Genomic DNA, 26,995 nt, shown 5'->3' with positions numbered 1-26,995 from the left:
CGTAATAAGCGGTGCATAAGCTCCACGATCATGCGCCGTCTCCTCCCGCTGCTGCTGGTCTGCGCCTTCACGGCCGCGTGCACGACGGAGCCCGATCCGCTCCCCATGGCGGTGCCACAGTGGTCCGCGACGCCGCTGGTCTCGCCGTCGACCTCGCCGTCACCGTCACCGTCGCCGTCGCCGTCGAGGTCCGCCTCGAAGACGCTGCCGCTGCCGTACGACCGCACCGCCGCGGTGAAGAGCCGGCTCTACACCGCGCCGCGGGCGAAGGCGAACTGCCGGATCCCCGCCATCAGGGCCGGCGACTGGGCGTCCATGAAGCGCTACCTCGGGGCGGTCTCGTCCTGCCTCGACCGGATCTGGGCGCGCGAGTTCGAGCGCACGCGCATCTACTTCACCCCGCCCAAGCGCAAGTTCGTGCGCCACCGCGTGAAGGATCGCGACTGCGGGCTCATGCCCTTCAAGGGGGCCGGCGGCACGTACTGCGACGAGACCAGGACGTACTACGTCCTCGTCGAGCGCGCCGAGCTCCAGCCGAGCGGCGCGTCCTGGGTGGCGGAGGTGACCGCCCACGAGTACGGCCACCACGTCCAGAACATGACGAACATCAGCGACTACATGTGGGACGAGGTGATCGGAACCAAGTCGAAGGGCGAGAAGGATCTCCTGAGCAGGCGGCTCGAACTCCAGGCCGAGTGCTTCGCGGGTGTCGCGATCAAGGCGATGGGCGATGAGATGCCCGCCTGGTGGGAGTTCCGCTCCTGGTACTACGGGACGCTCCCGGCGAGCTGGGTACGCGACCACGGCCGGCTCTCGACCCAGCTCAAATGGCTCGAACGAGGCTACAGGTCCGCCAATCCCCGCACCTGCAACACCTGGACGGCCCACCCACAAGCCGTCACCTGACCCGATGAAAGAAGGCACGCGGCTCGTTCGGAGCGACCGCATTGGCCTTCTTCGGCCCCCGCGCCCCGGGGGTGGTCAGGCGCGGACGAACCCGTTGACGATCAACGGGAGGGACGCGTCCAGGCCGGCGACGTTCAGCACGCCCGCGTCCTCCGGGTCGCCGATCGTGTACCCGGCCGGGGTCATCGCCGACACGACCACCCGGGCGTCCGCGTTGACGCGGCGCCGGTACGCGGTGAGCGCCTGCGACGGGTGCGATCGACCCACCCAGGTCTCGTTGTCGGTGAACACCACGAACCCGTCCACTTCCATCCCCTCGGCCTGGGCCCACGAGAACGGCAGCGACAGATCGGTGCCGCCGCCCGAGGGCCGCCAGGAGGCGATCTCCCGCAGGTTGGTACGCGGCGTCACCTTGGAGGCGTGCACCTCCGTGTCGACGTCGATGACGTGCGCGTCGCCCTTCTCGATGCGGGCGAGCATCGCCGCCATCGCGCAGGCCACCGTGTAGACCCGGCCGAGCGGCGACCCGCCCACGGTCACACCCGCGTAGCTCATCGACCCGGAGGAGTCGACGGCGACCAGCAGGCGCTTCCCGGACGGCCGGACCGTGCCGAACGACAGCTCGTAGGTCTCCTCCAGGGCGTCGAGGATCGCCGGCACGGGCTTCCACCTCTGCTCGTCGGCCCGCGGGTTCGGCCGGCTGACACCCGACGCGTAGACGCCCATGGCCAGCCAGGCGTCCATCGGGTGGATCCGCGCCTTCAGCAGCGCCCTGGCGTCGGTGAGGCGCGCCGCGGCCCTGCGCGTCGCGTCACCCATTGGCTTCAGGGTGCCGATGCGGGTCATGCGGGCCAGGTTGCGGATCAGCGCGGTCATGCCCACCGTGTCGACCAGGACATCCCACACCGCCGGCTCGCGGAGCATCGCGTCCGGGAGGAACTCCCACGGCACCCTCCGCTCGGTCACGACCCGCACGGCGTCGGCGGGCGTGGTGACGGCCTTGGCGGTGAGGAACGCGTCCACCGAGGGCAGTGCCTCACGGGCCTGCTCGTCGGTGACGTTCCCGGCGATCCACCCGAACAGCGCCTTCCGCTGGCCGGAGTCCGCCTGCGGGTGCGCCATGCGGAGCACGTCCCGCAGCGCGAACGCCTCCCCCGCCGGGGTCCTGCGCTGGGCCGCCTTGCACACCCTGAACGCCACGGCGTCCGGCTCGCCGGCCAGGAACCACGACCCGAGCGCCGTACGCAGCGACCGCCCCATCACCGGAGCCGAGCCCTGACCGGTCGTCTTGCCGCCGAGGCTCTTGTAGTAGCCGAAGAACGACGCCAGGTGGTCGGTCGTGCGGGCCACCTTGGGCAGCGCGAGCTTGGCCGCCTGCCGGGTGCCGGGGTCCCCCTTGGCGTACGCGGCGGCGAGGGCGAACAGCGCCGGACGGTTCTTCGGCGCCCGAGGCGGGCGGGCGGTCGAGATGCCGGTCAGCAGCGAGACGACCCGCGGGCCGTCCTCGGCGACGGCCTCGAACAACACGCCGGCGTTCTCGGCGGTGAGCCTGTCCTCGCCCACGTAGTACGTGCCGCCCGTGGTGCCGAGGATGAGAAAATCCTCCAGGCGGGTCCACAGGTCCTTGGCGTGCGCGTACCCGCCGGCGGCGTTGCGGACCTGGTCGGCCCGGCCGGGGATGCGCCGGGTCTGCGGGGTCGCGATCGTCGAGATCGACGCGAGAGGGTCACGAGCCATATCGGCCTCCGTTCGGTTCGACCCGCCTTCGCGGCGGATGTGGAGGGTCTCCCCTGCTTCGCGAACCCCGCTGACGGCACGGATATGGCGTACCGACCGGAGTCATCAGGCCCTAAGACCCGACAGGATTCGAACCTGTGATCACCAATAACCGATCGGATTCGACCCGTGCCGCCGGCGGGACTCGCGAAACGATCGGCTCCGAGGTGCGCACGGATATGGGGACGCCAACCGGTCTTAGGTGCTCTGCCATTGAGCTACGCGGGCATGGAACCCGCGGCGGGAATCGAACCCGCAACAACCCCATTAAAAGTGGATAACCGACGAGCTTCGACCCGTGCACACTTCGGAACCGACCAGCTCACCGGGCCTTGAGGCGGCACGGATATGTGAACGGACACCGGCGGATCTGATTCAAAGAGATAACCGATGTCCTTCGACCCGTACCCACTCCCGGCCCGCCGAACTAAACGCAACGCTACAGATCAATGCGAGCCTGCACACCCGAATTTCCGGCGGGTCAGATTGATCCGGCGAAATACCACCGCCTCTGCTCCGGGCCGTGCGATTGCACGGCTCCGCGACAGCGCCAGGCCCACCCGGTGAGGCTTGCACGAGGGCGTTGTCACTCGGCTGGTCATTCAGGCCTCCAGCCTGGGGTGCCTATCGGATACCTTAAGATCAACAGAACGCATGTAAGGGTGGGCGGATGGACATGGAACAGGTATCGCTGGGGATCGACCCGACGGTTCCGAGCGTTGCCCGGATCTACGACTATCTTCTCGGCGGCAAGGACAACTTCGCCTCCGACCGGGCGGCGGCCGAGAAGATCTCCGAGCTGACGCCCAATGTCAGGGAAGGCGTCCGCTCCAACCGGCGGTTCCTCAGCCGCGCCGTCCGCTTCATGGCCGAGACGGGAATCCGCCAGTTCCTCGACATCGGGGCGGGCCTGCCCACCCAGGAGAACGTCCACCAGGTGGCGCTGCGCGTCGCCCCCGAATCCCGGATCGTCTACGTCGACAACGATCCCATCGTGCTCACCCACGGGCGTGCCCTGCTCGCGGACAACCGGCAGACCATCGTGCTGGACGGCGACCTGAGACAGCCCGAGGTCCTCCTCGACGATCCGCGCGTCAGCGCGCACATCGACTTCGACCGGCCGGTCGGCCTGCTCCTGCTCGCCGTACTCCACTTCATCCCCGAGGACGACGTCGCCGAGCGGATCGTCAAGACGCTGAGCGACCGGCTCGCCCCCGGAAGCGCGATGGCAATCAGCCACCTGTCCTTCGGCGACCTCGATGAGGACAAGGTCCGCGCCGGCCGTGAGCTCTACACCCGGACCTCCGCAGGCTCGGCGACCCCCCGGTCACGCGCGCAGATCCAGCGTTTCTTCGACGACTTCGAGCTCGTCGAGCCCGGCCTGGTGTCCACCGACGACTGGCGTCCGGAGGCGGACGAGCCCAGCCTTCCCGCGCTCCCCGGCGTCGACGGTTTCAGCGGAGTCGGCCTCATCCGCTGACCTTCATCGGCGCCCCCGGATTTCCGCATCTGACGCGGGCCTAGCCGCTCGCGAAAATCCACGGCCGTCCGAGGTCACCTTCGTCTCCGACCACGTTCCCAAGGGGTTCGGAAAGCTCTTCGACGACCCGAAGAAGGTCTGGCACTACCCCACCCGTCCGTTCGGACCGAACCGGCAGTCCGAGATAGACGCCTTGCCCTGAAGTTCCGGCTGAAGGAGAACCTGGGCTACAACCGGATGCTCTCCACACCCGGCCGGCAGGGCGTGACCGCGCTGAAGTACATGTTGAACCGCAAGGGCCCTTCGCCGCGCCCGCTCTCCGATTCACTGATAGCGCTGTCATCCGGATCGCCCGGCCAGGCGGTAGTGATCAGTGAGGGTGGCCTGGACGGAGGGACGAGATGGCGGGCGATTTCGCCGAGTACGTCGCACAGCGGCACGACCGGCTGTGCCGGACGGCGTACCTGCTCACCCGGGACTGGGCCGTGGCGGAGGATCTCGTGCAGACTTCGCTGGCCAAGGCCTGGGCGGCGTGGCGCAGGATCGAGGGCGATCCCGACCGGTATGTGTACCGGATCATCGTCAACACGCACGCGTCCTGGTGGCGAAGGCGATGGCGGGGCGAAGTGCCCACTGACGCGGTGCCGGAAGGTCCCGTGGAGGGCGACTTCGCCGGGAACGTGGTCGACCGCGACGCTCTGTGGACGGCGATCGGCACCCTGTCGAAGCGGCAGCGCGGGGTGATCGTCCTGCACTACTTCGAAGAACTCACGCTGCAGCAGGTGGCCGACACCCTCGGATGCTCACTGGGAACCGTGAAGACGCAGCTCAGCAGGGGGCTGGCACGGCTTCGCGTGAATCCGGACGTCAAGGATCTGGAGCTGGAGGCGACGAGATGAGTGAATTCACAGAGAACCAACTCCGTACCGTGCTCGCCGAACGCGGCGGCGACGGCCCGAAGCGGCCTGCTCGCCTGGAGGAGATCGCCGAGCGAGGACGCAGGGTGCGCCTGCGGCAGCGTGCCACCGCGTTCGCCGCGCTGGCCGGTGCCGCCGCGGCGATCGCCGCCCTGTCCGGGGTCGTCGTGCCCGGCTTCGGCAAGGACACCGCGGCGACCTCGGTGCAGGTGACGACCGGCGTCCAGTTGCCCGAGACGGTGGAAGGATCCCTGGACGAGCTGTCGCTGATCCATGTGGAGACCCACGAGTTCGTGGGGCAGAGGGTGGAGGTGACGTTCCGGCCGACCACCGCCTACACCGGCCGCGCCATCCGATGCGCCGATCCCATGGCTTGGGTGCTGGTGCGGGAGGGCCCTCCGCTGCTGGTGCGGGAGGGCCCTCCGCGCTTCTCGCACGTCGAGTTCTCCCGGTGCGATGCCCGGCAGGGAAGCGGCCTTGACAGCCAGCACACTGAGGAGTCCGTCGACGCGGGATGGCTGGCGGGGCCGCAGACCATCGAGGTCTGGGTGTTCCCCGCAGACGCGCCGATCTCCGACGGCCCCCCAGGCGATCCGTACGCGAACTGTAAGGTCGCCGACCGGAAGCAGGGCACCTGCGACGGCAAGTTCACGCAGGAGACGCTCGCCTCGAAGCCCGAACGGATCGCCGCCGCGGTCGGCCGCCGGCCGGGCCTGTGGTCCGTGGGCATCTACGACAAGCTGGACGGCTCGTGAGCCTCTCGTGAGTAGGTTGCGGCCCGGCGCACTATCCGGCGGCACCGCCAGGTCGGCAGCGTTGGCAAGTCGGCCCGCTCACCGAGCGGTCGTTTCAGCGGGCCAGAGCTTGCCGGCGGTGTGCGGTCTGGTGTGTCGTCATGTGGGCGAGTACTTCCAGGGGGCTGGTCAGCAGTTTGGAGAAGGCGAGTTCGGCGGCGCCGATCAGGGTGGCGTCGTCGCCGAGGGCCGAGGTACGGAGCTGGACCTTCTCCCGTGAGATCACCAGCACGTTGGCCTCCACCCGGCTGTGGACCTGGGCCGCCGAGCCCGGGTAGACCTCACGGAGCATCCCACCGAAGATCACCATGCCCGGGTTGAAGAGGTTGATGAGGTTCGCCACCCCGATGCCGAGCCAGTCGCCGATCCGGCGCAGCGCATCCCTGGCCACCGCGTCGCCGCGGTCGGCGGCGGCCACGACGGCCCGTACGCCCTCGCGGCCGGCCGGCTCGGAGGACCGGCCGGCGGCGTCGAGCAGGGCCTGCTCGCCGACCTCGGCCTCCAGGCAGCCTCGCGAGCCGCACCCGCACGGCCGCCCGTTGTACGGGTTCACCATCATGTGCCCGACCTCGCAGCCGTACCCGCCGTCGCCGTCCAGCAGCTTGCCGCCGACGATGATCCCGCCGCCCACGCCGACATCCCCGTGCAGGTAGATGAGGTTCTGAAAGCCGATGCCGACCCCGCGTTCATGCTCGGCGAGCGCGCCCAGGTGGGCCTCGTTCCCCACCAGGACCGACAGCCCGAGCCCCAGCCTGACGCCGAGCTCGGCACCGAAGGCCTGGTCCACCCAGCCCATGTTCGGCCCGAAACGCACCATCCCGTCACCGGGCCTGATCATGCCGCAGTACGCCGCGCCGACTCCGGCGCACACCGAGTCCGTACGCGCATTGCGGTGCATCTCGCGGGCGAACCCGGCGAGCACCCCCACCACGTCGTCGAGGTCGACCCCGGCGCGCGGGCGGACCGCCTCCCTGCGGTCCAAGATCACTCCGCCCAGGCCGACCCTGGCGGCGACCAGCCGGTCCACGCGGATGTCGAAGGCCAGTACGTACACCCGGTCGGTCTCCGGCCGGACCACCAGCGACGGCCGGCCCGCCTTGCCGGTCTCCTTGGGGAGTTCCTCGCGGACCAGGCCCGCGGAGGTGAGCTCAGCGGTGAGCGCTCTGATCGTGCTGCGGTTCAGACCCATCCGGTCGGCCAGCGCCGCACGCGAGACCGCGCCGCCCAGGTGCACGTGCCGGAGCAGAGTGCCGAGATTGTGCTGGCGAATCTCTTCCTGGGACGGACCGGCTTTCAGCATCGTGGGGGTCCTGACGACTCGGGGTTGTCATCGTTGCCCGCCGCAACGGCACGCCAGAGCGTCCTCGCCGACCGCGACAACACGACAGATCCTGTCACAACCCGACAATACCAACCGGTAGCTGCGGCAGTATCTCGTCAAAGGCGCCATAGTCCCGAACAATTGTGAACATCAACGAGCCGTCGGCGCGACCACCGGGGACGGCGCGCGCGAGGGTGAGCAGCAAGTCTTGAACTCCTCCCCGGCCGGAACTGAAGGACTTTGTTGCCCGATTCGGTTCACGCTGCCAACCCGAGATCAGCGCCAAGTCGTGCCAGGTGAGAGGCTCGGGTGCCGCGGATGGGGGTGTCGGTCCACCAGGCGTCCAGGCGGATGAGGTTGAGGGCGGAGGCGGTGAGAACGTGGGCGAGCCGGGTCTTGGTCAGGCCCCGGTAGCGGGTGGTGCGGATCCGTCCGGTGCGGATGGCCTGGGAGATGGTGCCCTCTACTCCGGCGCGGATGTTGTAGCGCTGCTTCCAGGCGTCGGTCTGTTGTTCGGCTCGTTGCTGGTCCAGGGCTTGTTGCGACGGCTGGGACAGCAGGGTCAGGCTGCGTCCGTAGCGATGCCCCCTCGCGCGTGTGCACTGTTCGCGGACCGGGCACGGGCCGCAGTCGCGGGCGTCGAAGTGGACCTGGGTGATCGGGGTGCCGCTGGGTTTGTGCTGGTCGGACCAGCTGATGCTGGTGGCACCGCGCGGGCAGATCGCGATCTTTGCGGTCCAGTCGATGGTGAAGGCGTCCTGGCCCAGCCCGGTGGCAGCCTGCCAACTGGTGTCGGCCCCGACCGGCCCCACCAGGTCGATGCCATCGCGGTCACGGGCGTTGACCAGCAGGGCGATGCTGATATATCCGGCATCGACCACATGCTCACGGGGCCGGAGCCCGCGAGCGTCCAACGCTTGGTGGATCTCTTCGGTCATCTCCGCATCGCCGCTCGCTGCGTCTGTGGTGAGCACACCAGTGATCAGGTGCGGGGCGTCGGGGTCGCAGGTTTCGCTCAGATGGACCTTGTAGCCGACCCAGCCCGAGCCGCGTTTCTCGCCGTAGCGGGCATCGGTGTCATACGGCGTGGCCAGGCGGATTTTCCCTGGCGGGAGGTCTTTGCCCTCCCGCCAGCGCACCCCCTTCTCGTCGCGGTGATACTGCTGGATCCAGGCCAGGCGCAGGATGTTCACCGCCGGGATACGGCGCAGCCAGACCGGGGCGCCGGCGGCGTGAACCGCCTCCAGCAGGGCGAATCCGTCGGTCCCGACGGTGAGGGCCCAGCGGGTGCGGGCATCGGCGCCTTTGGGGAAGCGGTAGCCATCTATCCGCGCTCCGTAGCGTTCGATCCACTCCGGCGCCACCACCCCCGCCAGCCAGTCCGGCGCAGCGGCGGCCAGCGCCTCCAGCGCAGCTCGCAGGCTCTCCCCGACGAACTCCATCCGGTTCAGCATCCGCGCCGAGGCGATGACGTGGGTGGAATCGGTCCGCTGACGGCCCCCGGCGCTCAGCAGTCCCGCCTCCTGGCAGCGGGCCAGCAGTTCATCCAGCAGGCGCTGCCCTTGCCCATGCTCGATCAGCCGGTCGCGGAACTGCGACAGCACCGAGAAGTCGAAGCCCGGGTCGGTCAACTCCAGAGCCAGAGCGTACTTCCACGAGATCTTGTCCCGCACCGCGTCAGCAGCCTGCCGGTCGGTCAGGTTCTCGGCGAACGCCAGGACCGAGACCAGCGCCAGCATGCCCGGCGACAGCCCGGGTCCACCGCGCACGGAGAACGCCTCGGCGAACTGCGCGTCGTCGAACAGCGAGCCCAGCTCATCACGGACCCGCATCGCCAGGCATCCCTTGGGGAACGCGGCGCGCGCGACCTGGGCGGTTGCCTCGGGTACCGGACGGGCAGGTTGGGGGCGCAGAGACATGGCAGATCTTCCTCCACCTTCTCCGCGGCCCAAGTAACCCCAGACTGCGTCAGCAATCAACGATCATCAACCGAATCGGGCAACAAAGTCCTGAAGGCCGGAGATTCTCCCGTCGCGTCGCGGTTAAGCGGCGCGCGGGGGTTGACGCTTCGCAGACCGGGTAACCCCGAGGTCTCCACGTCCTGACACCGGCATTCCGACGGCGTTCTTGATATTGATCGCGGCGTTGGTGTCGGCATGCCCCACCCAACCGCACGCGGGGTTGGCGCAGGCGTACCTGATCCGGTCCCGGGCCGCCGGGTCACGGTGGCCGCACTGGTGACAGGTCTGCAAGGTCCCCCGCGCGGGGACCTTCACGACGTGGCCGCCCCGGTCGGACCCAAGGCGACGGTGATCCCCCGGTCGATCCCTACCGTGTGGCCTGGGTGCACGGCCGGGGCAGGCGCGACCAGGGTTTGGGTGCGGAACACGACCTGCCAGCCGTGGGCATCCTTGACCAGCCGCGCTCCGGTGATCCGCCCGGCAGGGCCGCCCCTGGTGACGCCGGGCAGGCCCTTGGTCCACCGAAACCGCACCCGCCCGACCTTGGGCAGATTGATCGCGCCCCACCGCCGGTTGACCCGCTTGATCTGCAAATCGCGGGCCTGTGGGACGTCCACGGCCAACCGGGTCCGCAACCGGCCCTTGAACGTGGGCCGCTACTTGGAGTTTGCTTGCGAACCGATGGGAAGTGTTGCAACTCGTTGGAATCGTGTCAAGTCTCGACATTACGCCGCTAAACAGGATATTTCGCTCAGAAGATGACATATCCCCACATGCATGATGGCGAGGTGCGCCGCCACCCCACGGGCGGTGGCGCACCTCGCCGGGTGGGCCGGTGTCAGTTCCCGACCGGCTGGGGATGCCTCGGCGAGAGGAGGTCCTCCTGCCGTATGTCACGGGTGAGCAGGAGGTACAGCGCGGCCGCGGCGAGCATGCCCACGATGAAGGACAGGTCCGCCCCGCCCAACGCCTCCGTGACCGGGCCCTTGTAGAAGCTGAGGGACAGGAACGGGATCATGGCGACGAAGCCGCCGAAGTAGGCCGCCAGGCCCCGCCACGCCCAGCGGCCGTAGATGCCGTTCGGGTCGGTGATGTCGGCGATCGCGTAGCGGCCGCGCCGCACCAGGTAGAAGTCGACCAGGTTGACGGCGCTCCACGGCACGAGCAGGTTCACCATGATCGCGATGAACGTCTCGAAGCTGTGCATGTAGTTGGAGGGCATGCCCAGGCTCAGCACGGCTCCGGCGACGCCGACGACGAGCACGCCGACTATCCGCACGCGCAGGGTCGGGTCGACCCGCTTGATGCCGTCCACGATCGTGGCACCCGACAGCATCGCGCCGTACGCGTTGACTCCCGAGGTGCCGACCAGGGCCGGCAGGGTGGCCAGCACGGCGACCACACCGAATCCGGGGAAGACCGTGTCGCCGATGTCGTACAGCTGGGTGAGCGCGTTCGGCGACGGGACGTAGCTCGCGATCAGCGTGCCGAGGGCGCCCAGCCAGGCCGCGCCGCTGAAGCCGCCGACGAACGTCCAGCCGATCAGCTTGCCGTCCGGGACGTTCTCCGGGAGGTAGCGGGTGTAGTCCGAGACGTAGATCCCGTAGCTGATCTGGTAGCCGCCGGCCGCGGCGAACTGCGCCAGGAAGGCCGAGAACGTGAAGCCCGTCGCGATCGGGTGAGCGCCCCCCAGCGGGAAGTGGATCACCGCGGCGACCGTGAGGACCGCGAAGATCGCGATGATGAGGTAGCTGAAGTAGCGCTGCACCGTGTGCAGGAGGTCGTGGCCCACCAGGGCGATCACGATGGCGACCACCGAGAACACGACGTACCAGATCTTGTCCCCCGGCAGGAACATCGCGACCGCTTCCCCGGCGAGGATCAGCTGGAACACGTTGTAGCCGACGTAGATGAACACCGCCATCAGCAGCGGGAAGATCGCGCCGCGGGCGCCGAACTGCGCCCTGGACTGGATCATCTGGGGCAGGCCGAGCCGCGGCCCCTGGTTGGCGTGGAGCGCCATGAACAGCGTGCCGAACGCCATTCCGGACAGGACCGCCAGCAGGGACCAGCCGAGTCCCAGTCCGATCGACGGCCCGATGAACCCGATCAGGAGTGACGGCAGCATGAAGCCGCCGGTCAGCCAGAACGGGCCTTGGTGCCACGCCTTGCCGTGCCGTTCGGCGAGGGGGATGTAGTCGATCGACCGCCGTTCCACGCCGGTGATCGAGCCTGCTGTGCCAGGTTCACGGTTGACCACGGGACAAATACCTCCGGGAGCGCGACGAAGCGCAGTGGGCATGTAATTAAAAGGGATGAATTGCCATGTCGGGCACCATGCGGGTGCCTTCGCCCCCGTACAGGAAGGGACGGTGGTTCACGCTGGGGCCCCTGGACCCCCGAAGGGCGGCTCGGGCACCCCCTCGCTCCGCCGCGGGACACCCGAGTCGTACGTCGGCGGACTGCGCCCCCGTCAGGCCTGGTCGTTCTGCCGGACCAGCTCGGCGCCCTGGTGAGCCGCCACGTTGACGCGCTCCTGCCACGCCTTCGACCGGCCCGCGGCCCAGACGAGGGCGGAGCGGAGATCGGTGAGCGGCCTCGGCCAGCGGGTGCCGACCCGTCCGTAGAGACGGGAGTACTTCTGCGTCGCGTCGGTGACCGGCCGCTGACGCGCCTCCCAGGCCAGCAGGCTGCTCGGAACGTCCTGCGCGCCGTCGAGCATCAGGCCGAGGGCGTACCCGTTGGTCATCGCCAGGCAGGCGGCCTGCCCCAGGTTGGGTGACATCGCGCTGGCCGCGTCGCCGACGAGTGCCGTGCGCCCCCTGACCCAGCCGTGGCAGCGGACGTCGGAGAAGGAGGCCCACCGCGAGACGTCCGGGATCCGCTCGAAGACGTCCCGCAGACCGGGGAACGACTGCGACCAGGACTCCTTGTCGAACGGCGTCCGCCTGCCGGCGAGGTCCTTGGCCGGGCAGCAGGTGTAGACGTAGATCTGCTCGGGGGTCACCGGGACGATCCCGACGCGCCGCCCGCCGTTCCAGTATTCGAGCGCGTTGTTCACCGGGTCGTACGGCCGGCGCGGGATGAGGTGGCGGCCACAGCCGTCCTCGAGGTCGCGCACGACCAGGTTCAGCCCGAGCGAGTTGCGGACGGGTGAGCCCACGCCGTCCGTGCCCACAACCAGGTCGGCCTTGAGTACCTTGCCTGATTCGAGCAGTAGCTCGCCCTCCGGCGTCGCACCCGCCACCAGCGAGTCGGTGACGATCTCGACCCCGGCGCGGATCGCCGCGTTGGCGAGCGCCTGGTGCAGGTCGGTGCGCAGCACCGTGTACAGGCGCGTCTGGTCGCCCTTCATCCAGTCGTCCTGGATGAGCCGCTGCCGCTCGTCGTACAGGCGCCAGCTGGAGATGCGCTCGGCGCGCCGGGTGGCCTCCTCGAAGGCGCCGATCCCTTCGAGGACCCGCAGGGCGTTCTCCCAGACGAAGATGCCGGCGCCGATCTCACGGAGCTCGCGGCCCCGCTCATGGAGCCGGACGCTCCACCCGCGCTGGGCCAGTGCCGTGGCGACGGTCAGCCCGGCGATCCCGCCTCCGGCGATCTCGGCATGACGAGCTCCAGACGACATGACAGTTCCTCCAAGAACCGAACACCATGGAAATTGATCGGGGAGCACGTGCGGCCGTCCCCATGAACGCCGACCCGAATCCGATCGGGTCGACGGTGAGGTGAACCGTAATCCGTCACGTGGTGGCCTTGTCAAGGGTAAAAACCGTCGGAACTTAATCGATCAACGGATCTTTCCGTTCAGCTGAGCCATGGACCGTGGCTCAGGAGGTCGTGATCGAGCCGTATGGACGAGAACAGTCCGTTGGAGTATGTAAAAGGACGGATCAAGTCGTTGACTGGCCGAAGGCGGGCGCTTACGCTCACCGGAAGTAGAACGTCGGGTCCAAGGGGGGAGCCAGTCATGGACGGCGTCGCGGATCTGGTCCTGTTGTCTGATCGAGTCGCCTGGCTGACCAACGATGATCCCGTCTCGCCCGGTTTCGTCGCCGTACGGGGCGGCGACATCCTGGCCATCGGGCCGCGGGAGCAGGCCGGCCGCCACATCGGCGAGGGGACGGTCGTCCGGGATGTCGGCGGCCGGTCGATCCTGCCCGGGTTCGTGGACGTGCACGCCCACATGGAGGTCGCCGCCCGCACGCTCTACCAGACCGTCGACTGCCGCGCCCCGCGCTGTGCGTCCGTCCAGGACGTCCTCGACACGCTGCGCGCCCATCTCGGCGAGGCCGTGGACGGCTGGCTCGTCGGCCAGGCGAACCTGTTCTTCGACCAGAAGCTGGCCGAGAAGCGGCTGCCGACGCGGGCCGAGCTCGACTCGGTCAGCACCGACGTCGCCATCGCCGTGCGCGCCGGCGGTCACGTGAGCGTGCTCAACACCCGCGCTCTCGAACTGGCCGGAATCGACCGGTCGTACGAGGAGGTGGACTACAGCATCACCGGCATGCCGACGGTCGAGCGGGACGAGAACGGCGAACCGACCGGTGTCGTCAAGGAGATGGACAACCTCCTTCCCCTGCCCGGCCTCTCCGGCGAGAGCCTGCGCGACGCGATCCGGCGGGGTGTGCGCGACCTGTTCACCGCGTACGGCGTGACCACGATCGGCGAGATATCGGAGACGGTCGAGGGACTGCGGGCGATGGACCGGCTGCATCAGGACGGCGAGCTGGGCACGCGGCTGCGCGTCTACCTGTGGGTGCCGGGAACCGCGAGCCTCGCGGACGCCTGCAAGCACGCCGACTGGCTGGGTCTGGCCGCCGGCGAGGATCTCATCCGCGTCCACGGGGTCAAGATGTTCGCCGACGGCGGTTACTCGGCGGCGAGCGCGGCGATGAAGCGACCGTACGCCGGTGAGGGCCACCACGGTCATCACGGCCACTGCGGCGACGTGGCGCTGAGCCCGGAGCAGATCGCGGCCGCGTTGCAGGAGACCGCGGCGGCCGGGCTGCAGCTGGCCGTCCACGCCAACGGTGACCGGGCTCAGGAGGAGGTGTGCCAGGCGATCATCGCGGCCGGCGGGGTGCCTGCCGGCGCCCCCGCCCCGCGGGTCGAGCACGCCGGCAACTTCCTGCCCGATCCCGAATCGACCGAGCTGTGGCGGCAGGCGGGAATCGTGCCGGTTCCCCAGCCCGTCTTCCTCTACACATTCGGCGATTTCTTCCCCACCTACCTCGGCGACTACGGCAGGCTCGGCCGGTTTCCGTTCCGCGACCTGCTCGACCAGGGCTGGCCGATCACCGGCAGCTCGGACGTGTGGATCGGCTCGGAGGAGCGCGCGACCAACCCGTTGTTCAGCATCTGGTGCACGCTGCGGCGGCAGTCCTTCCTCGGGGAGATCATCGACAGTGACCAGCGGATCACCATCATCGAGGCGCTGCGCATGCACACGATCAACGCCGCCCGGACGCTGGGCGAGGGCGACCGTTACGGTTCGCTGGAACCGGGCAAGCGGGCGGACGTCATCGTTCTCGACCGCGATCCGTTCACGTGCCGGGACGACGAGCTGCTCGACGTACGTGTGGACGAGGTGTATCTCTCCGGCCGGCTCGTCCACAGGGCCTAGTTCAGGCGGGGAACGACGTCCCGCGACGGACTATGTTGGCTCCCATGAACGGACCTGACAGCCCCACTCCCGGCCTGCTGCCCGGGGTGTTCCCGCTGTCCGGCGGGGACGACGGGGACTCCGGGCTGTCCGGTCTGGATCGGGCGATCATTCGTGCCCTGCAGGTGGACGGCCGGCAGTCGTTCGCGGCGCTGTCCCGGGACCTGGACGTTCCGGAGAAGACCATCCGCCGCCGGGTGAACCAGCTGCTCGCTGACCGCGTGATCCAGATCACGACGGTCGCCGACCCCGCGATCCTGGGCTACCAGGTCGCGGCTCTGGTGGGGGTGCAGCTGGACGGCCGGCGCCGCATCCACCCGCTCATCGAGTCGATCATCGAGCTACCCGCCGTCGACTACGCCGTCATCACCACCGGCCGCTACAACGCGCTGGTGGAGGTGCTGTGCCGCGACATGACCGAACTGCTGTCGGTCGTGTACGAGTCCCTGGCGCAGATGCCGGGGGTGCGCGGCGTGGAGACCTTCCCGTACCTCCAGCTGCACTACCAGGAGCCGGTCTGGGAGGCGGCCCAGCAGAAGGTCCCCGACGGCGGCGGCGGTGCGCGGCCGTCGCTGGACGCGATGGACCGGCGCATCATCGCGGAGCTCAGCGGCGACGGGCGGCTCGCCTTCTCCGTCGTCGGGGAACGGCTGGGCATGTCCGAGTCCCAGGCCCGCAAGCGGGTCACCCGCATGCTCAACGACCGCGTCATCCGGATCGCGGCCATCGCCAACCCGCGCAGCCTCGGCTTCGACACCCAGGTGTGGGTGGCGATCCGGTGCATGCCGGGACACAGCATCGAGGAGCTCGCCGAGACCCTGTCGAAGATACCGTCGATCACGTACGTGGCCGCCTGCGCCGGCCGCTTCGACATCTTCGCCGAAGCCGTGTGCCGCAACACGGAGGACGTCATGCGGCTGCTCGATGCCGAGATCAGGACGCTGACCAGCGTGCAGTACGCCGAGCTGCTGATCTGCCTGCACCTCTACTACCGAGCCGTACGGCCCGCCGCGGCGGAGCGCTCGTCATGAGATCCCGCACAGGAGCGGGACGTCCTCGGAGAGGCTGCGGACCAGCTGGGTCAGACGACCGATCTCCCGACCTGTGGGGCGGGCATTTCTGGTCCGGCTCCTACTTCGCCGCAAGCGTGGGCGGCGCACCGCTCACGGTCCTCAAGCAGTACATCGAACAGCAGAAACGACCCGTGTGAGCTGACCTGCTCACGGGCGCGGAAGGCTAGGGCACGCTCGCGCCCTAGCAGGCCACTCCCGCGTGGGCCTTCACCCCCGGCGTGAACGCCGGAGCACTGGCCCACAGTTCGGTAGAAGCCGCCGAGGATCTCGCAGGCCTCGGCGAACCGCTCAGTCCAGGGCATAGGCGATCTCGGTGAGGTGCCGGCCGTAGTCGGACTGCCGCATTCCGGCGCCGAGCCGATAGCAGGCCTCGGCGTCGATGAAGCCCATCCGCAGGGCTATCTCCTCCAGGCAGGCCACCCGCTCGCCCTGGCGTTTCTCGATGGCCTGCACGTACTGGCTGGCGGCCAGCAGGGAATCGTGGGTGCCGCAGTCGAGCCAGGTGTAGCCACGACTCAGCCGGGTCAGTCCCGCGCGGCCCTGCTTGAGGTACTCGAGGTTGACGTCGGTGATCTCCAGTTCACCGCGGGGCGAGGGGGCGAGATCTCGGGCGATGTCGACAACCTCATTGTCGTAGAAGTACAGGCCCGTGATGGCGTTGTTGGAGCGCGGGCGCAGCGGCTTCTCCTCGATGGAGACCAGGTTGCCCTTGGAGTCGACCTCGCCGATCCCGTAGCGCTCCGGGTCGGACACGGGGTAGCCGAACATGGTGCAGCCGTCGAGCGACTCCCGGGAGCGGCGCAGCAACTCCGGGAACCCGGCACCGTGGAAGAGGTTGTCGCCGAGGATCAGCGCCGAGCTGTCGCCGCCGATGTGGTCGGCGCCGATCAGGAAGGCCTCGGCGATGCCGCGCGGCTCGTTCTGCACCGCGTAGGACAGGTCCAGGCCGAGCTTGGAGCCGTCGCCGAGCAGGCTCTGCATGACCGGGATGGCGGAGGGAGTGGAAATGATCAATATCTCCCGGATCCCGGCCAGCATCAGCACGGAGAGCGGGTAGTAGACCATCGGCTTGTTGTAGATGGCAAGCAGTTGCTTGGACGTCGCCAAAGTCAGCGGGAACAGCCGTGTACCGTTGCCGCCAGCGAGAACGATTCCCTTCATCATCCGGTCCGTTCTTCGATGTGTAGGTCAGTGGTCGGTTCGTCCGGACGAACCTTCGGCACGGGACGGCCCGACCGGTGATCGACCCGGCGGCAGGCGCAAGGCACGCACGGCCCGGCGCAGGGTGCACGCGGCCCGGCGCAAGGTATGCGCGGCCCGGACGGTCGCGGGTGACGCCCGCCGGCGGCTCGGCGGCGGTCACGGACGACTCGGCGGCCTATCAGAACGGCTCCTCGCCTAGAGTACGTCGAAGTATTCGCCGATCCACAGACCGAGACCGGCGTCGACGGACTTCAGCGTGGAGGCGGTGTAGTTCTTCAGCGGAATGCACCGGAAATCGAAGCTGACCCTGGTGTGGCCCGTCTCGTTGACGACATTCCCGTGGCTCCAGTTGACCGCGTCGAAGACCAGCGCCTGCCCGGGGTTCAACGTCACCGGCTCGTACTTCGCCGAACCCAGTTCGTCCTCGATCCAGACCGAGTTGGAACCCCAGGCCGGGGTGAAGGGGACCCAGAAGTTGATCTCGCCGTCGCCGTGGTTGTAGTCGCCGTCGGTGTGGAACTCGCCGACGGCGACGTTTCCCGGGAGGTGGATCCGGAAGGTCGGAACGCGCTGGAAGCAGAACTCGTCGGTCTTCAGGACATCGGGAACAATGGATGCGATGAATTCCCGGTAAAGGGTTCGGATGCTCGGCTCAAACGCGTCATAGAACTTGGCGTGAAAGTCGGTCGCCTGGTCGGTCTCCACCGTCAGCACGTCGATGGGCACGTCGGCACGGAGCTTTGCCAGGTCGTCGACGTCGTAGATCCGACTCAAGATCGAAACGAAGTCAAATTTCGTCGAGTCATAGTCATGAACAGCGGGGTGCATTGCGAGGCCCTTCCTCTCAGACTCAATGTTGCGTACGCACCGGGGCAGCCTGTGCCATTAGCGGAACCTGTCGAGTTGTTCGTTGATCTGCTGAATCAATCGGGTCTGTCGATCCACATGGTGGTGCGTAGGTCTGGTGGTGCGGGGAGCTCGGCGCCGTAGGCCGGCTGCCGAGATCAAGGACGCGACGTGCGGTACTCGGCCGTCAGCCTCTCCAGGGCCGGCACGAGATCGCCCGGGCTCGGCATCGCTCTCACCTCGGTGCGCACCTGAGCGGCGTTCGCCGCGAACGACGGGTCCTCCAGGACCAGCTTGAGGCTGTCCCGCAGCCCGTCGGCGGTCAGCCTGTCGGCATTGGCCGCGTACACCCCGGCGCCGCGGCCCTCCAGGCCGTTCGCCATGGCCACCGGACCCCACCAGTTCTCGACCTTGTAGCCGTTGGGCACGATGATCTGCGGGACGCCGTGTTCGAGCGCCGACGCGAAGCTCCCGGCCCCGCCGCTGTGGACGATCGCCGAACACGTGGGCAGCAGCGCGTTCAGCGGGACGAAGTCGACGGCACGGACATTGTCCGGCAGGGCCGTCACCGACTCGAGCTGCTGGGCATTGAGGGTGGCGATCACCTCGACGTCGAGGTCGGCCATCGCGTCGAGAAGATCACGGGCCGAGGCCGCGACACCGACGACGTTGGCGTCTCGGTGCGAGAGGCCCATCGTCACGCAGATGCGCCTGCGGGTCGGCTGCTCGTACACCCACCTCGGTGTCGGGGAGGGACCGTTGAACGGCACATTGCGCATCGGGAGGTAGTGCACGCCCTCCGGCCGCCAGATCCACGGCGGCATGGGAGAGATGGTCCAGTCCCCCGACACCGTCGACTCGTCGAACTCGAGGCCGAACCGCTCCATGGTCGGCTGCAGCCAGTCCCGCAGCGGGTCACCGGCGGAGTCCGGCTGGGCCAGGCAGGCCGAACGCAGTTGCACCGCCCTGTCGACGCCGAACAGCATCCGGGCGTGCGCCGCGCCGACGGCCTTGGCCGCCACCGCGCCGGGGAAGGCGGTCGGGTCCGTGATCACCAGGTCGGGACGCCAGCTACGAGCGAAGTCGACCAGGTCGTCGACCGTGGAGTCCGGGAAGAACACCGCGTGCACGCCCCCGGCGAAATCCGCGAGTTCGACGTACGGATCGCCCCAGCCGAAATCGGTCTGTACCGACTTTCCGGTGGCCTGGCCCCTGCTGTCGACGGGCTCCGCCGACTCCTCGACCGGCCCCGCCTGCGCCATCTTCTCTTCGAGCAGAAGCATCTCGCCGACCGATACGCCGGGCAGTCCGGTGTTCGCGATGTCGTCGGCCATGTCCGGCGGGCCGGCGACGCACACCTCATGCCCTGCGGCACGGAGCGCCCACGCCAGCGGCACCTGCACGAACAGGTGTGACTTGAAGGGGTTGGTTACGAAGAGAATCCGCATCGGAGTCCTTCCACCTAGATGATGAGCGGTAGAGGCTGTGCCCGGTGACGCGCCCTGACGGCGGCCGGCCGGCGGGGCCCCTGGACAGACCCGAGACGCGGGGCGCACTGCGGACGGTCGTCGCGTCGGTGGGTGGTTTCCGGCCGGCTTTCGTACCGTCTGGGTGCCGTTTAAATCGAGTCGACGCTCGGCACCCAGTATGGCGTCGGGCGCCGTCGCGGCGCGTCTTCTGGATTGCGGTGCCCGGCCATCGCGGGAATGCCGCGCGTCCAGCGGAAATGAATCGCCGGGAATACGGAGGTACGGTCGGCGTCATCGCGCCGGCGGCCGGTGGCTGAACAGGCGTAGGCGTTAAGTCAGCACACCAGAAGGTGCATGGCGATACCCGATCTCAAAGACTTCTGAGATGAGCTCGGAAAGTCGTCGTACGTTTCTGCAACTTGGTCTCGGTATCGGAGCAGCGGTCATGTCCAATACATTCACCTCTGGATCCGTCGGCCACGCGGACGGCACCGGCACCCGCGGCCGCGCGGTCGACTGGGATTCGCTGCGCCGCCATCTGCGCGGTGACCTGATCCTGCCGTCGGATCCTCGTTACGCGCACGCACGGGAGCTGGCGATCGGCCAGTTCGACGCGATCAATCCGCGGGCCGTCGCCTACTGCACGACCGAGCAGGACGTGCAGGCCGTCATCGCCTTCGCGCAGGACAAGTCGCTGCACACCGTCCCTCGCAGCGGCGGGCACAGTTTCGGCGGGTACTCGACCACGGAGGGCGTGGTCCTGGACGTCTCCCGGCTGAACCACGTACGGATCAAGGGGCCGAACGTCGTCGTCGGCGCGGGCGCCCAGCAGGTCGACGTCCTCAACACGCTGACACCGCACGGGCTGGTGCTGGCGGGCGGCACCTGCCCCACCGTGTGCGTCGGTGGCTTCGTCCAGGGCGGTGGCGTCGGGTGGCAGACCCGCAAGTTCGGGCTGGCGAGCGATCGGATGGTCGGGGCCACCGTCGTACTGGCGAACGGGCACGTCGTGCGCGCCTCGGCCGAGGAGCACCCTGACCTGTTCTGGGCGCTGCGCGGCAACGGCGGCGGCAACTACGGTGTCGTCACCAGTTACGAGCTCAAGCCGGTGCACGTCAGCACCATGGTGAACTACATGGTGGCCTGGCCGTGGGAGGCCGCCAAGCAGCTCATCGAGCAGTGGCAGCCGTGGGCGATCGGGTCGCCCGACGACCTCGCCGCTTACCTGATCGCGATGAACCCGGACGCGGGGACGGGCCCGCCGCAGCTGTTCATCTACGGCGCCTGGTACCGCGGCGTGGAGGAGCTCGACCGTCACCTCGACACGCTGGTGGGAATGGTGGGCGTGAGCCCCGTCCACCGGATGGTCGCGGAGAAGCCGGTGTACGACGCCATCATGGAGTTCTACGGCTGCGGGGAGCTGTCGACCGACCAGTGCCACCGCGTCGGGTACTCCCCCGAGGCGCAGATGCCCCGTGACAACTTCTACCGCACCCGCAACCGCATGTTCGGCGGGCCGGTGCCCACGCCGAACGTCGACCGGCTGCTGGAGACGTTCACCGAGTCGGGACGCACCGGGCAGTTCCGCATGCTCTACTTCGAGACCTTGGGCGGCGCGGCCAACGGGCCGGCCAGGACGGACACCGCGTACGTCCACAGGACCACCGAGATGCTCACCGGTTACACCGTGTCGCTGACCAACCCGGACTACACCGCCGAGGACGCGGCGGCCTGCGAGGAATGGCTCGCCGACGGCTTCCGGGTGCTCGACCGTGATTCGCTGCGCGAGAGCTATCAGAACTACATGGACCCGGCGCTGCCGGACTGGCGTCAGGCCTACTACGCGGAGAACTATCCCCGGCTGGTCCAGATCAAGCGCAAGTACGACCCGCACCGGTTCTTCCACTTCGCCCAGAGCATCGGCTGATCGGCGGTCCTGCGGACCGTCGCCCCGGTCGTTGGACGACTCAGCGGTGACCTCGAACTCCGAGGTCACCGCTGAGTCAACTAGAAGGGGCCTGCCGTATGCGCCCCGGTACAGGCGGATACGGCAACGCCGCCGCCGGCTCGGTGACCGGTCGGCGGCGCACTGCCTCGACTACACAGATCAGAGCGCGACCGCCCGGGTGGTGATGGCGGCGAGCAGCGTGCGGGCCTGGACGTTGACGTAGTGGCCGTGCCGCACCAGGGAGGTGAGCTGCGGCGTGGTGACCCATCGGAAGCCACGCGGCGGCGTGGTCGGCGCGGTGTGCTCGCCGGCCTCCACGACGAGGTACCGGTTGACGGCGTTGAGGAACCGGCCGCCCTCTTCGGCGTGCACGGCGTCATAGAGGATGTCCGCGGGCCCGGCCCGCATCACGAGGTCCAGGTACGCGGGGCGCCGCTCGGGTGGCAGATCCGTGTAGTACTCGGGAGTGCACTGGACCGTCGGCCCGAGCTCGACCGTGTCGAGGAAGCCGCCCTCGATACGGGCATGGGCCAGCAGGTGCGGCACCCCGCCGAAACGGCGCATCACGAACGCCGTCAGGCCCGGGCGCACCGGTTCGAACAGGGGCTGCGTCCAGCCGGCGACCTCGCGGTTGGACGCGCCGACCGCCATGGCGACCACCTTGAAGTAGCGCCCATGGACATGGTGGATCGAGTACTCGTCGCGTCCCCAGTCGGAGACCTGGGCGAGCGGCATGCGGCGTGAGGTGAGCCGATACCGGGACCGCTGCGCGTTGAACCAGGACAGCAGGTCCGTGTCCGAATGCCAGGCGCCGCTCTCCGCGTCGGCGGCCGGGATGCAGGCGATGACCGTGCGCGAGTCCATGTTGACCACGTTGTCCCGCTTGAGCAGCTCGCCGATCTGGCCGAGTGTGAGCCAGCAGAAGTCCTCGGCGAGAGGCACGTCCTCGTCCACCTCGATGACCATGTTGCGGTTCCGCTTCTGCAGGAACCACGAGCCGTGCTCGGACTGCAGGACGTCGGCGAGCACCCGCCCGCGTCCGGGCTCGAGGAAGTACTCCAGGTAACGGACGGCGGCGCCCTTGTGCACGCGGGAGTAGTTGCTGTGCGTCGCCTGGACGGTCGGTGACAGCTGGAGCAGGCCGGGATTGCCCGGCTCCATCTTCGCCTGCATCAGCAGGTGCAGGACGCCGTCGATCTCCCGGCACAGGATGCCGAGGATGCCCACCTCGGGCTGGACGATGATCGGTTGCTGCCAGGAGGCGATCGGCGGAGCGCCGGGCTCGCCGACCGTCACGTCCAGTCCGTCGACGCTGAAGAACCGCCCGCTGTGGTGCCGGAGATCGCCGGTGTGCGGGTCGAACGACCAGCCTTCCAGGTCCGCGAGGGGGATTCGCTCCACTATGAAGGGATGTGCCCGGGCGCGGTCCCTGAGCCAGGCGTCGAAGTCCGCGGTCCGCATCTGGGCGCCGGCGTCACGGACCGCGATCGAACGCGCCAACCGGCCGGGAAGGGCCAGGTCCTCGCGCGCTGCCAGCAGCGTCTGTACCGTCATCTACGGCACCACCTCTCGGTGAAGACGGGTGTCCAAGGGCACCCGGAGCGGGGTCCCGAGGCGCGCGTCGCCCGGGTCGGCGGCACCCGGACGTAGAGGGGGGGACCGGAAGGGCGCCGTCACGAACGGGACACGCATACGTTCCTCCGGATCGATCGCTTGGGTCGATCGTGACCCCCCTGCCAACGGCGGCGCACCTTCCGGCTTGCGTTCATCGGTCCGCCTCGTGGCCACGTTTCTTCGGCGTTGCGCACTCTCCACCCGCACCCGTCCAACAGCGCTTCTGCGGTGTTACGGTCGATTTCGAGCCGCCATCCCGGCGGTTCGCTGACCTCGAAGGTCGTCATCGCCCGCCAGACCTCCCGGAGTGTCCATGTCGACTCGGAGCGCCACTCGTGTGCCTGCCGGACGGTTCGGTACGCCCGTCACGTCGAACGGCCGAGCCTTGCTGGCCCTGGTAGAGCAGGATGTCGCCCGGATCCGGGACGGCGCCGCCGCCCTCGACCGTTCCGGCGAGTTCCCGGTGGAGACCTTTGAGCGGTTCCTCGACAACGGCGTCATGGCGGGGACCGTCCCCGAGGAGCTCGGCGGCATGGGCGTCTCGTGCCTGTCCGACGTCGCCACTGTGCTGGCCGCCGTCGCCGAGGCCGACGCCTCCACCGCGCTCGCCCTGCACGTGCAGTTCAGCCGCGGCCTGACCCTCGCCTACGACTGGCAGCACGGCTCGGCGCCGGTGCGCGCGCTGGCGGAGCGGCTGCTGCGGGGCATGGCGTCCGAACGGTTCGTGATCTGCGGCGCCGTGAAGGACCACCACACGGCGGTGACCCGGGTGACGCCCGACGGGCGCGGCGGCTGGCTGCTGTCCGGCCGCAAGACGCTCGTGAGCCTCGCGCCGCTCGCCACCCACTTCGTGGTGCACACCCAGAAGGTCGTCGACGGCGAGCCGGTCACACTGGCCGCCGCGGTGCTCGACCGTTCGGCACCCGGGCTGACGGTCCTGCCCGAGTGGGACGGCCTCGGCATGCGTGCGTCGGGCACGTACGGCATCGTTCTGGACGGTTGCCGGGTCCCCGCGGAGGACGTGCTTCACCGGGGAGTGGTCGGCGCGCACAGCGACCGTGCGCTGGCCGGGCAGACCGTCAGCTCCATCACCATGCTCGGCATCTACGCCGGCGTCGCCCGCGCCGCCCGTGACATCGCGATCGGTGCGGCCGCGCGCCGGCCTGCCGCGCCGCCTGCGGCCGTGCGGGGCCTGGTCTCTGACATCGAGTCCAACCTCTACACGCTTCAGGCCTCGGCCGCGGCGGCGCTCGCCAATGCCGACGAGCTCAACGACGACCTCACCGGTGACCTGGACGAGCGTGGCAGGCGGATGATGGTGCCGTTCCAGTGCGCGAAGCTGGCGGTGAACCGGCTGGCGCTGTCGGTGGTCAACGACTGCCTGACCGTCGTCGGCGGCGCGGGCTACGGGGCGGCGCACCCGCTGTCGCGCCTCTACCGCGACGTGCGCGCCGGGTGGTTCATGCAGCCGTACACCTACGTCGACGCGGTGGACTTCCTCAGCGGCCAGGCGCTCGGCATCGACCGTGACAACGACTACATGAGCTACCGCGTGAGCGCGTCTGCCGCACGCTGAGCGGCCGGCCCGGCATACCGCACCGCCCGGCAGCGCATCGGCGCGGCCCGGGCGGTGTGTCGTTCACAGGCGCCGGGCGGCGGGCAGGCGCGCACCACGGCCGAGCCCATGAACGCCAAGATGCCCCGAGCACGGTCACCAGTGGGGCGACCGGCCCGGGGCTGGGTCGACTTCGGCTACACCGCCGCGGAATCCGCCCGGTAGAGCGCCTGCCAGTAGTAGCTCCACGGCACGGCGGGACCGTCGGCCACACAACTCCATGCCGGTCCCGGCCGGTACGCGTCCAGGAACTTCGGCACCTCGGCGGCCACGGCGCGGTTGTCGTGGATGTCGATGACGTCGCGGAGCAGGCCGGTGCGCAGCGCCAGCGCCACCACCTCGTCGCCCTGCACGTGGTCGTCCAGCGTCTTGTCGAGATACTTGCCGACCGGGTTGTTGACGTAGAGGTGGTCGCAGTTGCCGGCGATCAGCCGGAGGTAGTCGACCACCGTGTCCGGCTCCATCTCCGCGAACGAGTCGATGTTCAGGCCGAGGTCGAAGTGCCGGCCCGCGACGGTGTCGTCCACGTCCGACACCGGGGTGAACGTGACCTTCTCGAACTGCTCCGGGGTGAGGACCTCCGCCAGGTACGCCGAGGACAGCTCAAGGGTGTTCTCGAGATCGACGATGTGGTACGAGGCGACGTCGTGGTTGGACAGCATCGCGTGGCAGGTGCGCCCGTAGCCGGCGCCGATCTCCAGCACCGAGCGGCCGTCGAGGTCCAGCGTCCGCGTGATGAACCCCAGCTCGTACACCGCCTGAATGTAGTCGAGGCACACCGTCTCACCGTCGTAGGTGACGGAGAACGGGTCGCCCACGTCGCGGTGGGCGATGTTGCGCAGCCGCTGCCAGTTCTCGGCGTCCAGTCCGCCGGCGAGCGTGTAGACCAATGCCTTGAGGTACCGCACGCCGTTGGTACTGGGGTTCCACAGTGCCAACTTGAAGTTCACATCGTTGGACTTGAAGTCACGAAGATCCCGCACCGCCTCCCGCGTGACGTTCGCGGTGGTGTTGTACGTCCACAGCCCGCTCGCGCCGTACTTCTGAGACAAGGTCCTCCCCTTTCCGGCCCGTACCTCCGGGACGGGTAAGCCCACGACGACCGGCGGGCCGTCATCATTCACCGTGCCGCATGGCGCACGGGGCCCGCATCTCACGGGTTGCGCAGGGCGTTCGGCCCCGCGGCCGTCAGCCCGGCCGGAAGCGCAAGCCGGGAGATGCCCGGGCACCGGCCGGGTGCGAGCCTGAGACGGTGAGTGGCCCCGCTCTTTTTCGAGGAGGAACGTCGTGACCGTACGGGTGTGGGACTACCTGCCGGAGTACGAGAAGGAGCACGCTGATCTACTCGACGCGGTGGAGACCGTCTTCCGCTCAGGTCAACTGGTTCTCGGCGAGAGCCTGCGCGCCTTCGAGCGCGACTTCGCCGCCTACCACGGTCAGGGTCACTGCGTCGGCGTCGACAACGGGACGAACGCGATCACCCTCGCGCTGCAGGCACTCGGCGTCGGCCCCGGCGACGAGGTGATCACGGTGTCCAACACCGCGGCCCCGACCGTGGTCGCCATCGACAACACCGGCGCCCGTCCGGTCTTCGCCGACGTCCGCGAGGACGACTTCCTCATGGACACCGACCAGGTGGCCGGCCTCGTCACCGAGCGCACCCGCGCCCTGCTTCCCGTGCACCTGTACGGCCAGTGCGTCGACATGGCGCCGCTCGAACGGCTGGCGGCCGACCGGGGGCTGGTGATCGTCGAGGACTGCGCGCAGGCCCACGGCGCGCGGCACGGCGGGCGGCTCGCCGGCACCATGGGGAACGCCGCGGCGTACTCCTTCTATCCCACCAAGGTCCTCGGCGCGTACGGGGACGGCGGCGCCGTCATCACGGGCGACCCGGAGGTCGACGGCCGGTTGCGGCGGCTGCGCTACTACGGGATGGAGGAGGTCTACTACGTCGTCGAGACGCCGGGGCACAACAGCCGGCTCGACGAGGTGCAGGCGGAGATCCTGCGCCGCAAGCTGACCCGCCTCGACCAGTACGTCGCCGGCCGGCGCGCCGTCGCCGAGCGGTACGTCGACGGGCTCGGCGACCTGTGCGGCGAGGGCGGCCTCGTGCTGCCGCGCACGGCCCCCGGCAACGAGCACGTGTACTACGTCTACGTGGTGCGCCATCCCGCGCGGGACGAGATCCTGCGCCGGCTGGGAGAGCGCGACATCCAGCTGAACATCAGCTATCCGTGGCCGGTGCACACCATGACCGGCTTCACGCACCTGGGCTACCAGCGCGGGTCACTGCCGGTGACCGAGAAGCTCGCCGGCGAGATCTTCTCGTTGCCGATGTACCCCTCGCTCCCGCTCGCGGTTCAGGACCGGGTCATCGACGCGCTCCGCGAGATCATCACCGCGCTTTGAC

General features: G+C 68.9%; 23 protein-coding genes. 10 read left to right on the top strand and 13 right to left on the bottom strand.

Translation table 11 applies throughout. From position 1 onward, the window contains the following. Positions 1 to 30 precede the first annotated feature (30 nt). Positions 31 to 906 (top strand): neutral zinc metallopeptidase, encoded by an 876-nt coding sequence (locus tag OG589_RS03280; RefSeq protein ID WP_405146006.1) that lies wholly within the window; start codon positions 31 to 33, stop codon positions 904 to 906. 75 nt (positions 907 to 981) lie between these two features. On the opposite strand, the gene OG589_RS03275 is transcribed toward OG589_RS03280, so the two are convergent. Further along, positions 982 to 2,643 (bottom strand): TROVE domain-containing protein, encoded by a 1,662-nt coding sequence (locus OG589_RS03275; RefSeq protein WP_405146004.1) that lies wholly within the window; start codon positions 2,641 to 2,643, stop codon positions 982 to 984. Between the two features lie 709 nt (positions 2,644 to 3,352). On the opposite strand from OG589_RS03275, the gene OG589_RS03270 reads away from it, so the two are divergent. From OG589_RS03270 to OG589_RS03260, 3 genes are all read left to right on the top strand, one after another. Continuing rightward, on the top strand, positions 3,353 to 4,162 hold the full coding sequence (locus OG589_RS03270) for an SAM-dependent methyltransferase (RefSeq protein WP_405146002.1): 810 nt from the start codon (positions 3,353 to 3,355) through the stop codon (positions 4,160 to 4,162). Positions 4,163 to 4,563: 401 nt separating this feature from the next. Beyond that, entirely contained in the window at positions 4,564 to 5,061 is a 498-nt protein-coding gene (locus tag OG589_RS03265; RefSeq protein ID WP_405146000.1) for a SigE family RNA polymerase sigma factor, read from the top strand. After that, the gene (locus OG589_RS03260) at positions 5,058 to 5,834 is read left to right on the top strand and encodes a hypothetical protein (RefSeq protein WP_405145999.1); all 777 of its coding nucleotides are present in this window, start codon (positions 5,058 to 5,060) and stop codon (positions 5,832 to 5,834) included. Before OG589_RS03265 ends, OG589_RS03260 begins: the two co-directional genes overlap by 4 nt. Positions 5,835 to 5,928: 94 nt before the next feature. On the opposite strand, the gene OG589_RS03255 is transcribed toward OG589_RS03260, so the two are convergent. The 7 genes from OG589_RS03255 to OG589_RS03225 all read right to left on the bottom strand — a co-directional run bounded on the left by OG589_RS03255 (position 5,929) and on the right by OG589_RS03225 (position 12,780). Continuing rightward, on the bottom strand, positions 5,929 to 7,173 hold the full coding sequence (locus tag OG589_RS03255; protein WP_405145997.1) for an ROK family protein: 1,245 nt from the start codon (positions 7,171 to 7,173) through the stop codon (positions 5,929 to 5,931). A gap of 94 nt (positions 7,174 to 7,267) precedes the next feature. Continuing rightward, positions 7,268 to 7,399, bottom strand: coding sequence for a hypothetical protein (locus OG589_RS03250; RefSeq protein ID WP_405145996.1), 132 nt, complete (start codon positions 7,397 to 7,399; stop codon positions 7,268 to 7,270). Positions 7,400 to 7,451: 52 nt separating this feature from the next. Further along, complete coding sequence (locus tag OG589_RS03245) at positions 7,452 to 9,113, bottom strand: IS1182 family transposase (RefSeq protein WP_405145096.1); 1,662 nt, start codon at positions 9,111 to 9,113, stop codon at positions 7,452 to 7,454. A 123-nt stretch (positions 9,114 to 9,236) separates the two neighbouring features. Further along, on the bottom strand, positions 9,237 to 9,470 hold the full coding sequence (locus OG589_RS03240; RefSeq protein WP_405145994.1) for a zinc ribbon domain-containing protein: 234 nt from the start codon (positions 9,468 to 9,470) through the stop codon (positions 9,237 to 9,239). Beyond that, positions 9,467 to 9,772: a hypothetical protein gene (locus OG589_RS03235; protein WP_405145992.1), complete on the bottom strand. Its 306-nt coding sequence runs from the start codon at positions 9,770 to 9,772 to the stop codon at positions 9,467 to 9,469. The genes OG589_RS03240 and OG589_RS03235 overlap by 4 nt, the downstream gene beginning before the upstream one ends. Before the next feature lie 221 nt (positions 9,773 to 9,993). Further along, complete coding sequence (locus OG589_RS03230; RefSeq protein ID WP_405145990.1) at positions 9,994 to 11,415, bottom strand: purine-cytosine permease family protein; 1,422 nt, start codon at positions 11,413 to 11,415, stop codon at positions 9,994 to 9,996. A gap of 213 nt (positions 11,416 to 11,628) precedes the next feature. Further along, positions 11,629 to 12,780 carry an FAD-dependent oxidoreductase gene (locus tag OG589_RS03225; RefSeq protein WP_405145989.1) on the bottom strand — a complete coding sequence of 384 codons (1,152 nt, stop codon included), beginning with the start codon at positions 12,778 to 12,780 and terminating at the stop codon, positions 11,629 to 11,631. Positions 12,781 to 13,122: 342 nt separating this feature from the next. On the opposite strand from OG589_RS03225, the gene OG589_RS03220 reads away from it, so the two are divergent. The 3 genes from OG589_RS03220 to OG589_RS03210 are packed head-to-tail and all read left to right on the top strand — an operon-like array spanning position 13,123 to position 16,027. Next, complete coding sequence (locus tag OG589_RS03220) at positions 13,123 to 14,778, top strand: amidohydrolase (RefSeq protein ID WP_405145987.1); 1,656 nt, start codon at positions 13,123 to 13,125, stop codon at positions 14,776 to 14,778. A gap of 44 nt (positions 14,779 to 14,822) precedes the next feature. After that, entirely contained in the window at positions 14,823 to 15,848 is a 1,026-nt protein-coding gene (locus OG589_RS03215; RefSeq protein ID WP_405145985.1) for an Lrp/AsnC family transcriptional regulator, read from the top strand. Continuing rightward, entirely contained in the window at positions 15,845 to 16,027 is a 183-nt protein-coding gene (locus OG589_RS03210; protein WP_405145983.1) for a transposase, read from the top strand. The genes OG589_RS03215 and OG589_RS03210 overlap by 4 nt, the downstream gene beginning before the upstream one ends. Before the next feature lie 151 nt (positions 16,028 to 16,178). Here the strand turns inward: OG589_RS03210 and rfbA are convergent, their stop codons facing one another. The 3 genes from rfbA to OG589_RS03195 form a co-directional block, all read right to left on the bottom strand. Beyond that, positions 16,179 to 17,051, bottom strand: coding sequence for a glucose-1-phosphate thymidylyltransferase RfbA (gene rfbA / locus OG589_RS03205; protein WP_405151950.1), 873 nt, complete (start codon positions 17,049 to 17,051; stop codon positions 16,179 to 16,181). 237 nt (positions 17,052 to 17,288) lie between these two features. Continuing rightward, complete coding sequence (locus tag OG589_RS03200; protein ID WP_405145981.1) at positions 17,289 to 17,921, bottom strand: hypothetical protein; 633 nt, start codon at positions 17,919 to 17,921, stop codon at positions 17,289 to 17,291. 176 nt (positions 17,922 to 18,097) lie between these two features. Continuing rightward, positions 18,098 to 19,387 carry an activator-dependent family glycosyltransferase gene (locus tag OG589_RS03195; RefSeq protein WP_405145979.1) on the bottom strand — a complete coding sequence of 430 codons (1,290 nt, stop codon included), beginning with the start codon at positions 19,385 to 19,387 and terminating at the stop codon, positions 18,098 to 18,100. 466 nt (positions 19,388 to 19,853) lie between these two features. Between OG589_RS03195 and OG589_RS03190 the strand changes: the two genes are divergently transcribed. Continuing rightward, positions 19,854 to 21,335 (top strand): FAD-binding oxidoreductase, encoded by a 1,482-nt coding sequence (locus OG589_RS03190; protein WP_405145977.1) that lies wholly within the window; start codon positions 19,854 to 19,856, stop codon positions 21,333 to 21,335. Positions 21,336 to 21,515: 180 nt separating this feature from the next. On the opposite strand, the gene OG589_RS03185 is transcribed toward OG589_RS03190, so the two are convergent. Further along, entirely contained in the window at positions 21,516 to 22,910 is a 1,395-nt protein-coding gene (locus OG589_RS03185) for an NDP-hexose 2,3-dehydratase family protein (RefSeq protein ID WP_405145975.1), read from the bottom strand. A gap of 445 nt (positions 22,911 to 23,355) precedes the next feature. Between OG589_RS03185 and OG589_RS03180 the strand changes: the two genes are divergently transcribed. Next, positions 23,356 to 24,546, top strand: a complete 1,191-nt coding sequence (locus OG589_RS03180) for an acyl-CoA dehydrogenase family protein (RefSeq protein ID WP_405145973.1) — start codon at positions 23,356 to 23,358, stop codon at positions 24,544 to 24,546. Between the two features lie 176 nt (positions 24,547 to 24,722). On the opposite strand, the gene OG589_RS03175 is transcribed toward OG589_RS03180, so the two are convergent. After that, positions 24,723 to 25,637 (bottom strand): putative sugar O-methyltransferase, encoded by a 915-nt coding sequence (locus OG589_RS03175; RefSeq protein WP_405145972.1) that lies wholly within the window; start codon positions 25,635 to 25,637, stop codon positions 24,723 to 24,725. A gap of 235 nt (positions 25,638 to 25,872) precedes the next feature. Here OG589_RS03175 and OG589_RS03170 point away from each other — a divergent pair, with 235 nt between their 5' ends. Beyond that, positions 25,873 to 26,994, top strand: coding sequence for a DegT/DnrJ/EryC1/StrS family aminotransferase (locus OG589_RS03170; RefSeq protein ID WP_405145970.1), 1,122 nt, complete (start codon positions 25,873 to 25,875; stop codon positions 26,992 to 26,994). The last annotated feature ends 1 nt before the right edge of the window (position 26,995 follow it).

Origin of the sequence: Sphaerisporangium sp. NBC_01403, assembly GCF_045040145.1 — a bacterium.
Taxonomy (GTDB): domain Bacteria; phylum Actinomycetota; class Actinomycetes; order Streptosporangiales; family Streptosporangiaceae; genus Sphaerisporangium; species Sphaerisporangium viridialbum.
The sequence above is the reverse complement of the archived record's forward strand: the minus strand, read 5'-3'. Positions and strand labels throughout refer to the sequence as shown.

Bases quoted from the DNA above. Each gene is read 5' to 3' on its own strand.
- OG589_RS03190 (WP_405145977.1), top strand. From the start codon at position 19,854: ATGTCCAATACATTCACCTCTGGATCCGTCGGCCACGCGGACGGCACC.
- OG589_RS03280 (WP_405146006.1), top strand. From the start codon at position 31: ATGCGCCGTCTCCTCCCGCTGCTGCTGGTCTGCGCCTTCACGGCCGCG.
- OG589_RS03215 (WP_405145985.1), top strand. From the start codon at position 14,823: ATGAACGGACCTGACAGCCCCACTCCCGGCCTGCTGCCCGGGGTGTTC.
- rfbA (WP_405151950.1), bottom strand. From the start codon at position 17,051: ATGAAGGGAATCGTTCTCGCTGGCGGCAACGGTACACGGCTGTTCCCG.
- OG589_RS03225 (WP_405145989.1), bottom strand. From the start codon at position 12,780: ATGTCGTCTGGAGCTCGTCATGCCGAGATCGCCGGAGGCGGGATCGCC.
- OG589_RS03210 (WP_405145983.1), top strand. From the start codon at position 15,845: ATGAGATCCCGCACAGGAGCGGGACGTCCTCGGAGAGGCTGCGGACCA.
- OG589_RS03200 (WP_405145981.1), bottom strand. From the start codon at position 17,921: ATGCACCCCGCTGTTCATGACTATGACTCGACGAAATTTGACTTCGTT.
- OG589_RS03275 (WP_405146004.1), bottom strand. From the start codon at position 2,643: ATGGCTCGTGACCCTCTCGCGTCGATCTCGACGATCGCGACCCCGCAG.
- OG589_RS03265 (WP_405146000.1), top strand. From the start codon at position 4,564: ATGGCGGGCGATTTCGCCGAGTACGTCGCACAGCGGCACGACCGGCTG.
- OG589_RS03245 (WP_405145096.1), bottom strand. From the start codon at position 9,113: ATGTCTCTGCGCCCCCAACCTGCCCGTCCGGTACCCGAGGCAACCGCC.
- OG589_RS03270 (WP_405146002.1), top strand. From the start codon at position 3,353: ATGGACATGGAACAGGTATCGCTGGGGATCGACCCGACGGTTCCGAGC.
- OG589_RS03195 (WP_405145979.1), bottom strand. From the start codon at position 19,387: ATGCGGATTCTCTTCGTAACCAACCCCTTCAAGTCACACCTGTTCGTG.
- OG589_RS03260 (WP_405145999.1), top strand. From the start codon at position 5,058: ATGAGTGAATTCACAGAGAACCAACTCCGTACCGTGCTCGCCGAACGC.
- OG589_RS03255 (WP_405145997.1), bottom strand. From the start codon at position 7,173: ATGCTGAAAGCCGGTCCGTCCCAGGAAGAGATTCGCCAGCACAATCTC.
- OG589_RS03185 (WP_405145975.1), bottom strand. From the start codon at position 22,910: ATGACGGTACAGACGCTGCTGGCAGCGCGCGAGGACCTGGCCCTTCCC.
- OG589_RS03220 (WP_405145987.1), top strand. From the start codon at position 13,123: ATGGACGGCGTCGCGGATCTGGTCCTGTTGTCTGATCGAGTCGCCTGG.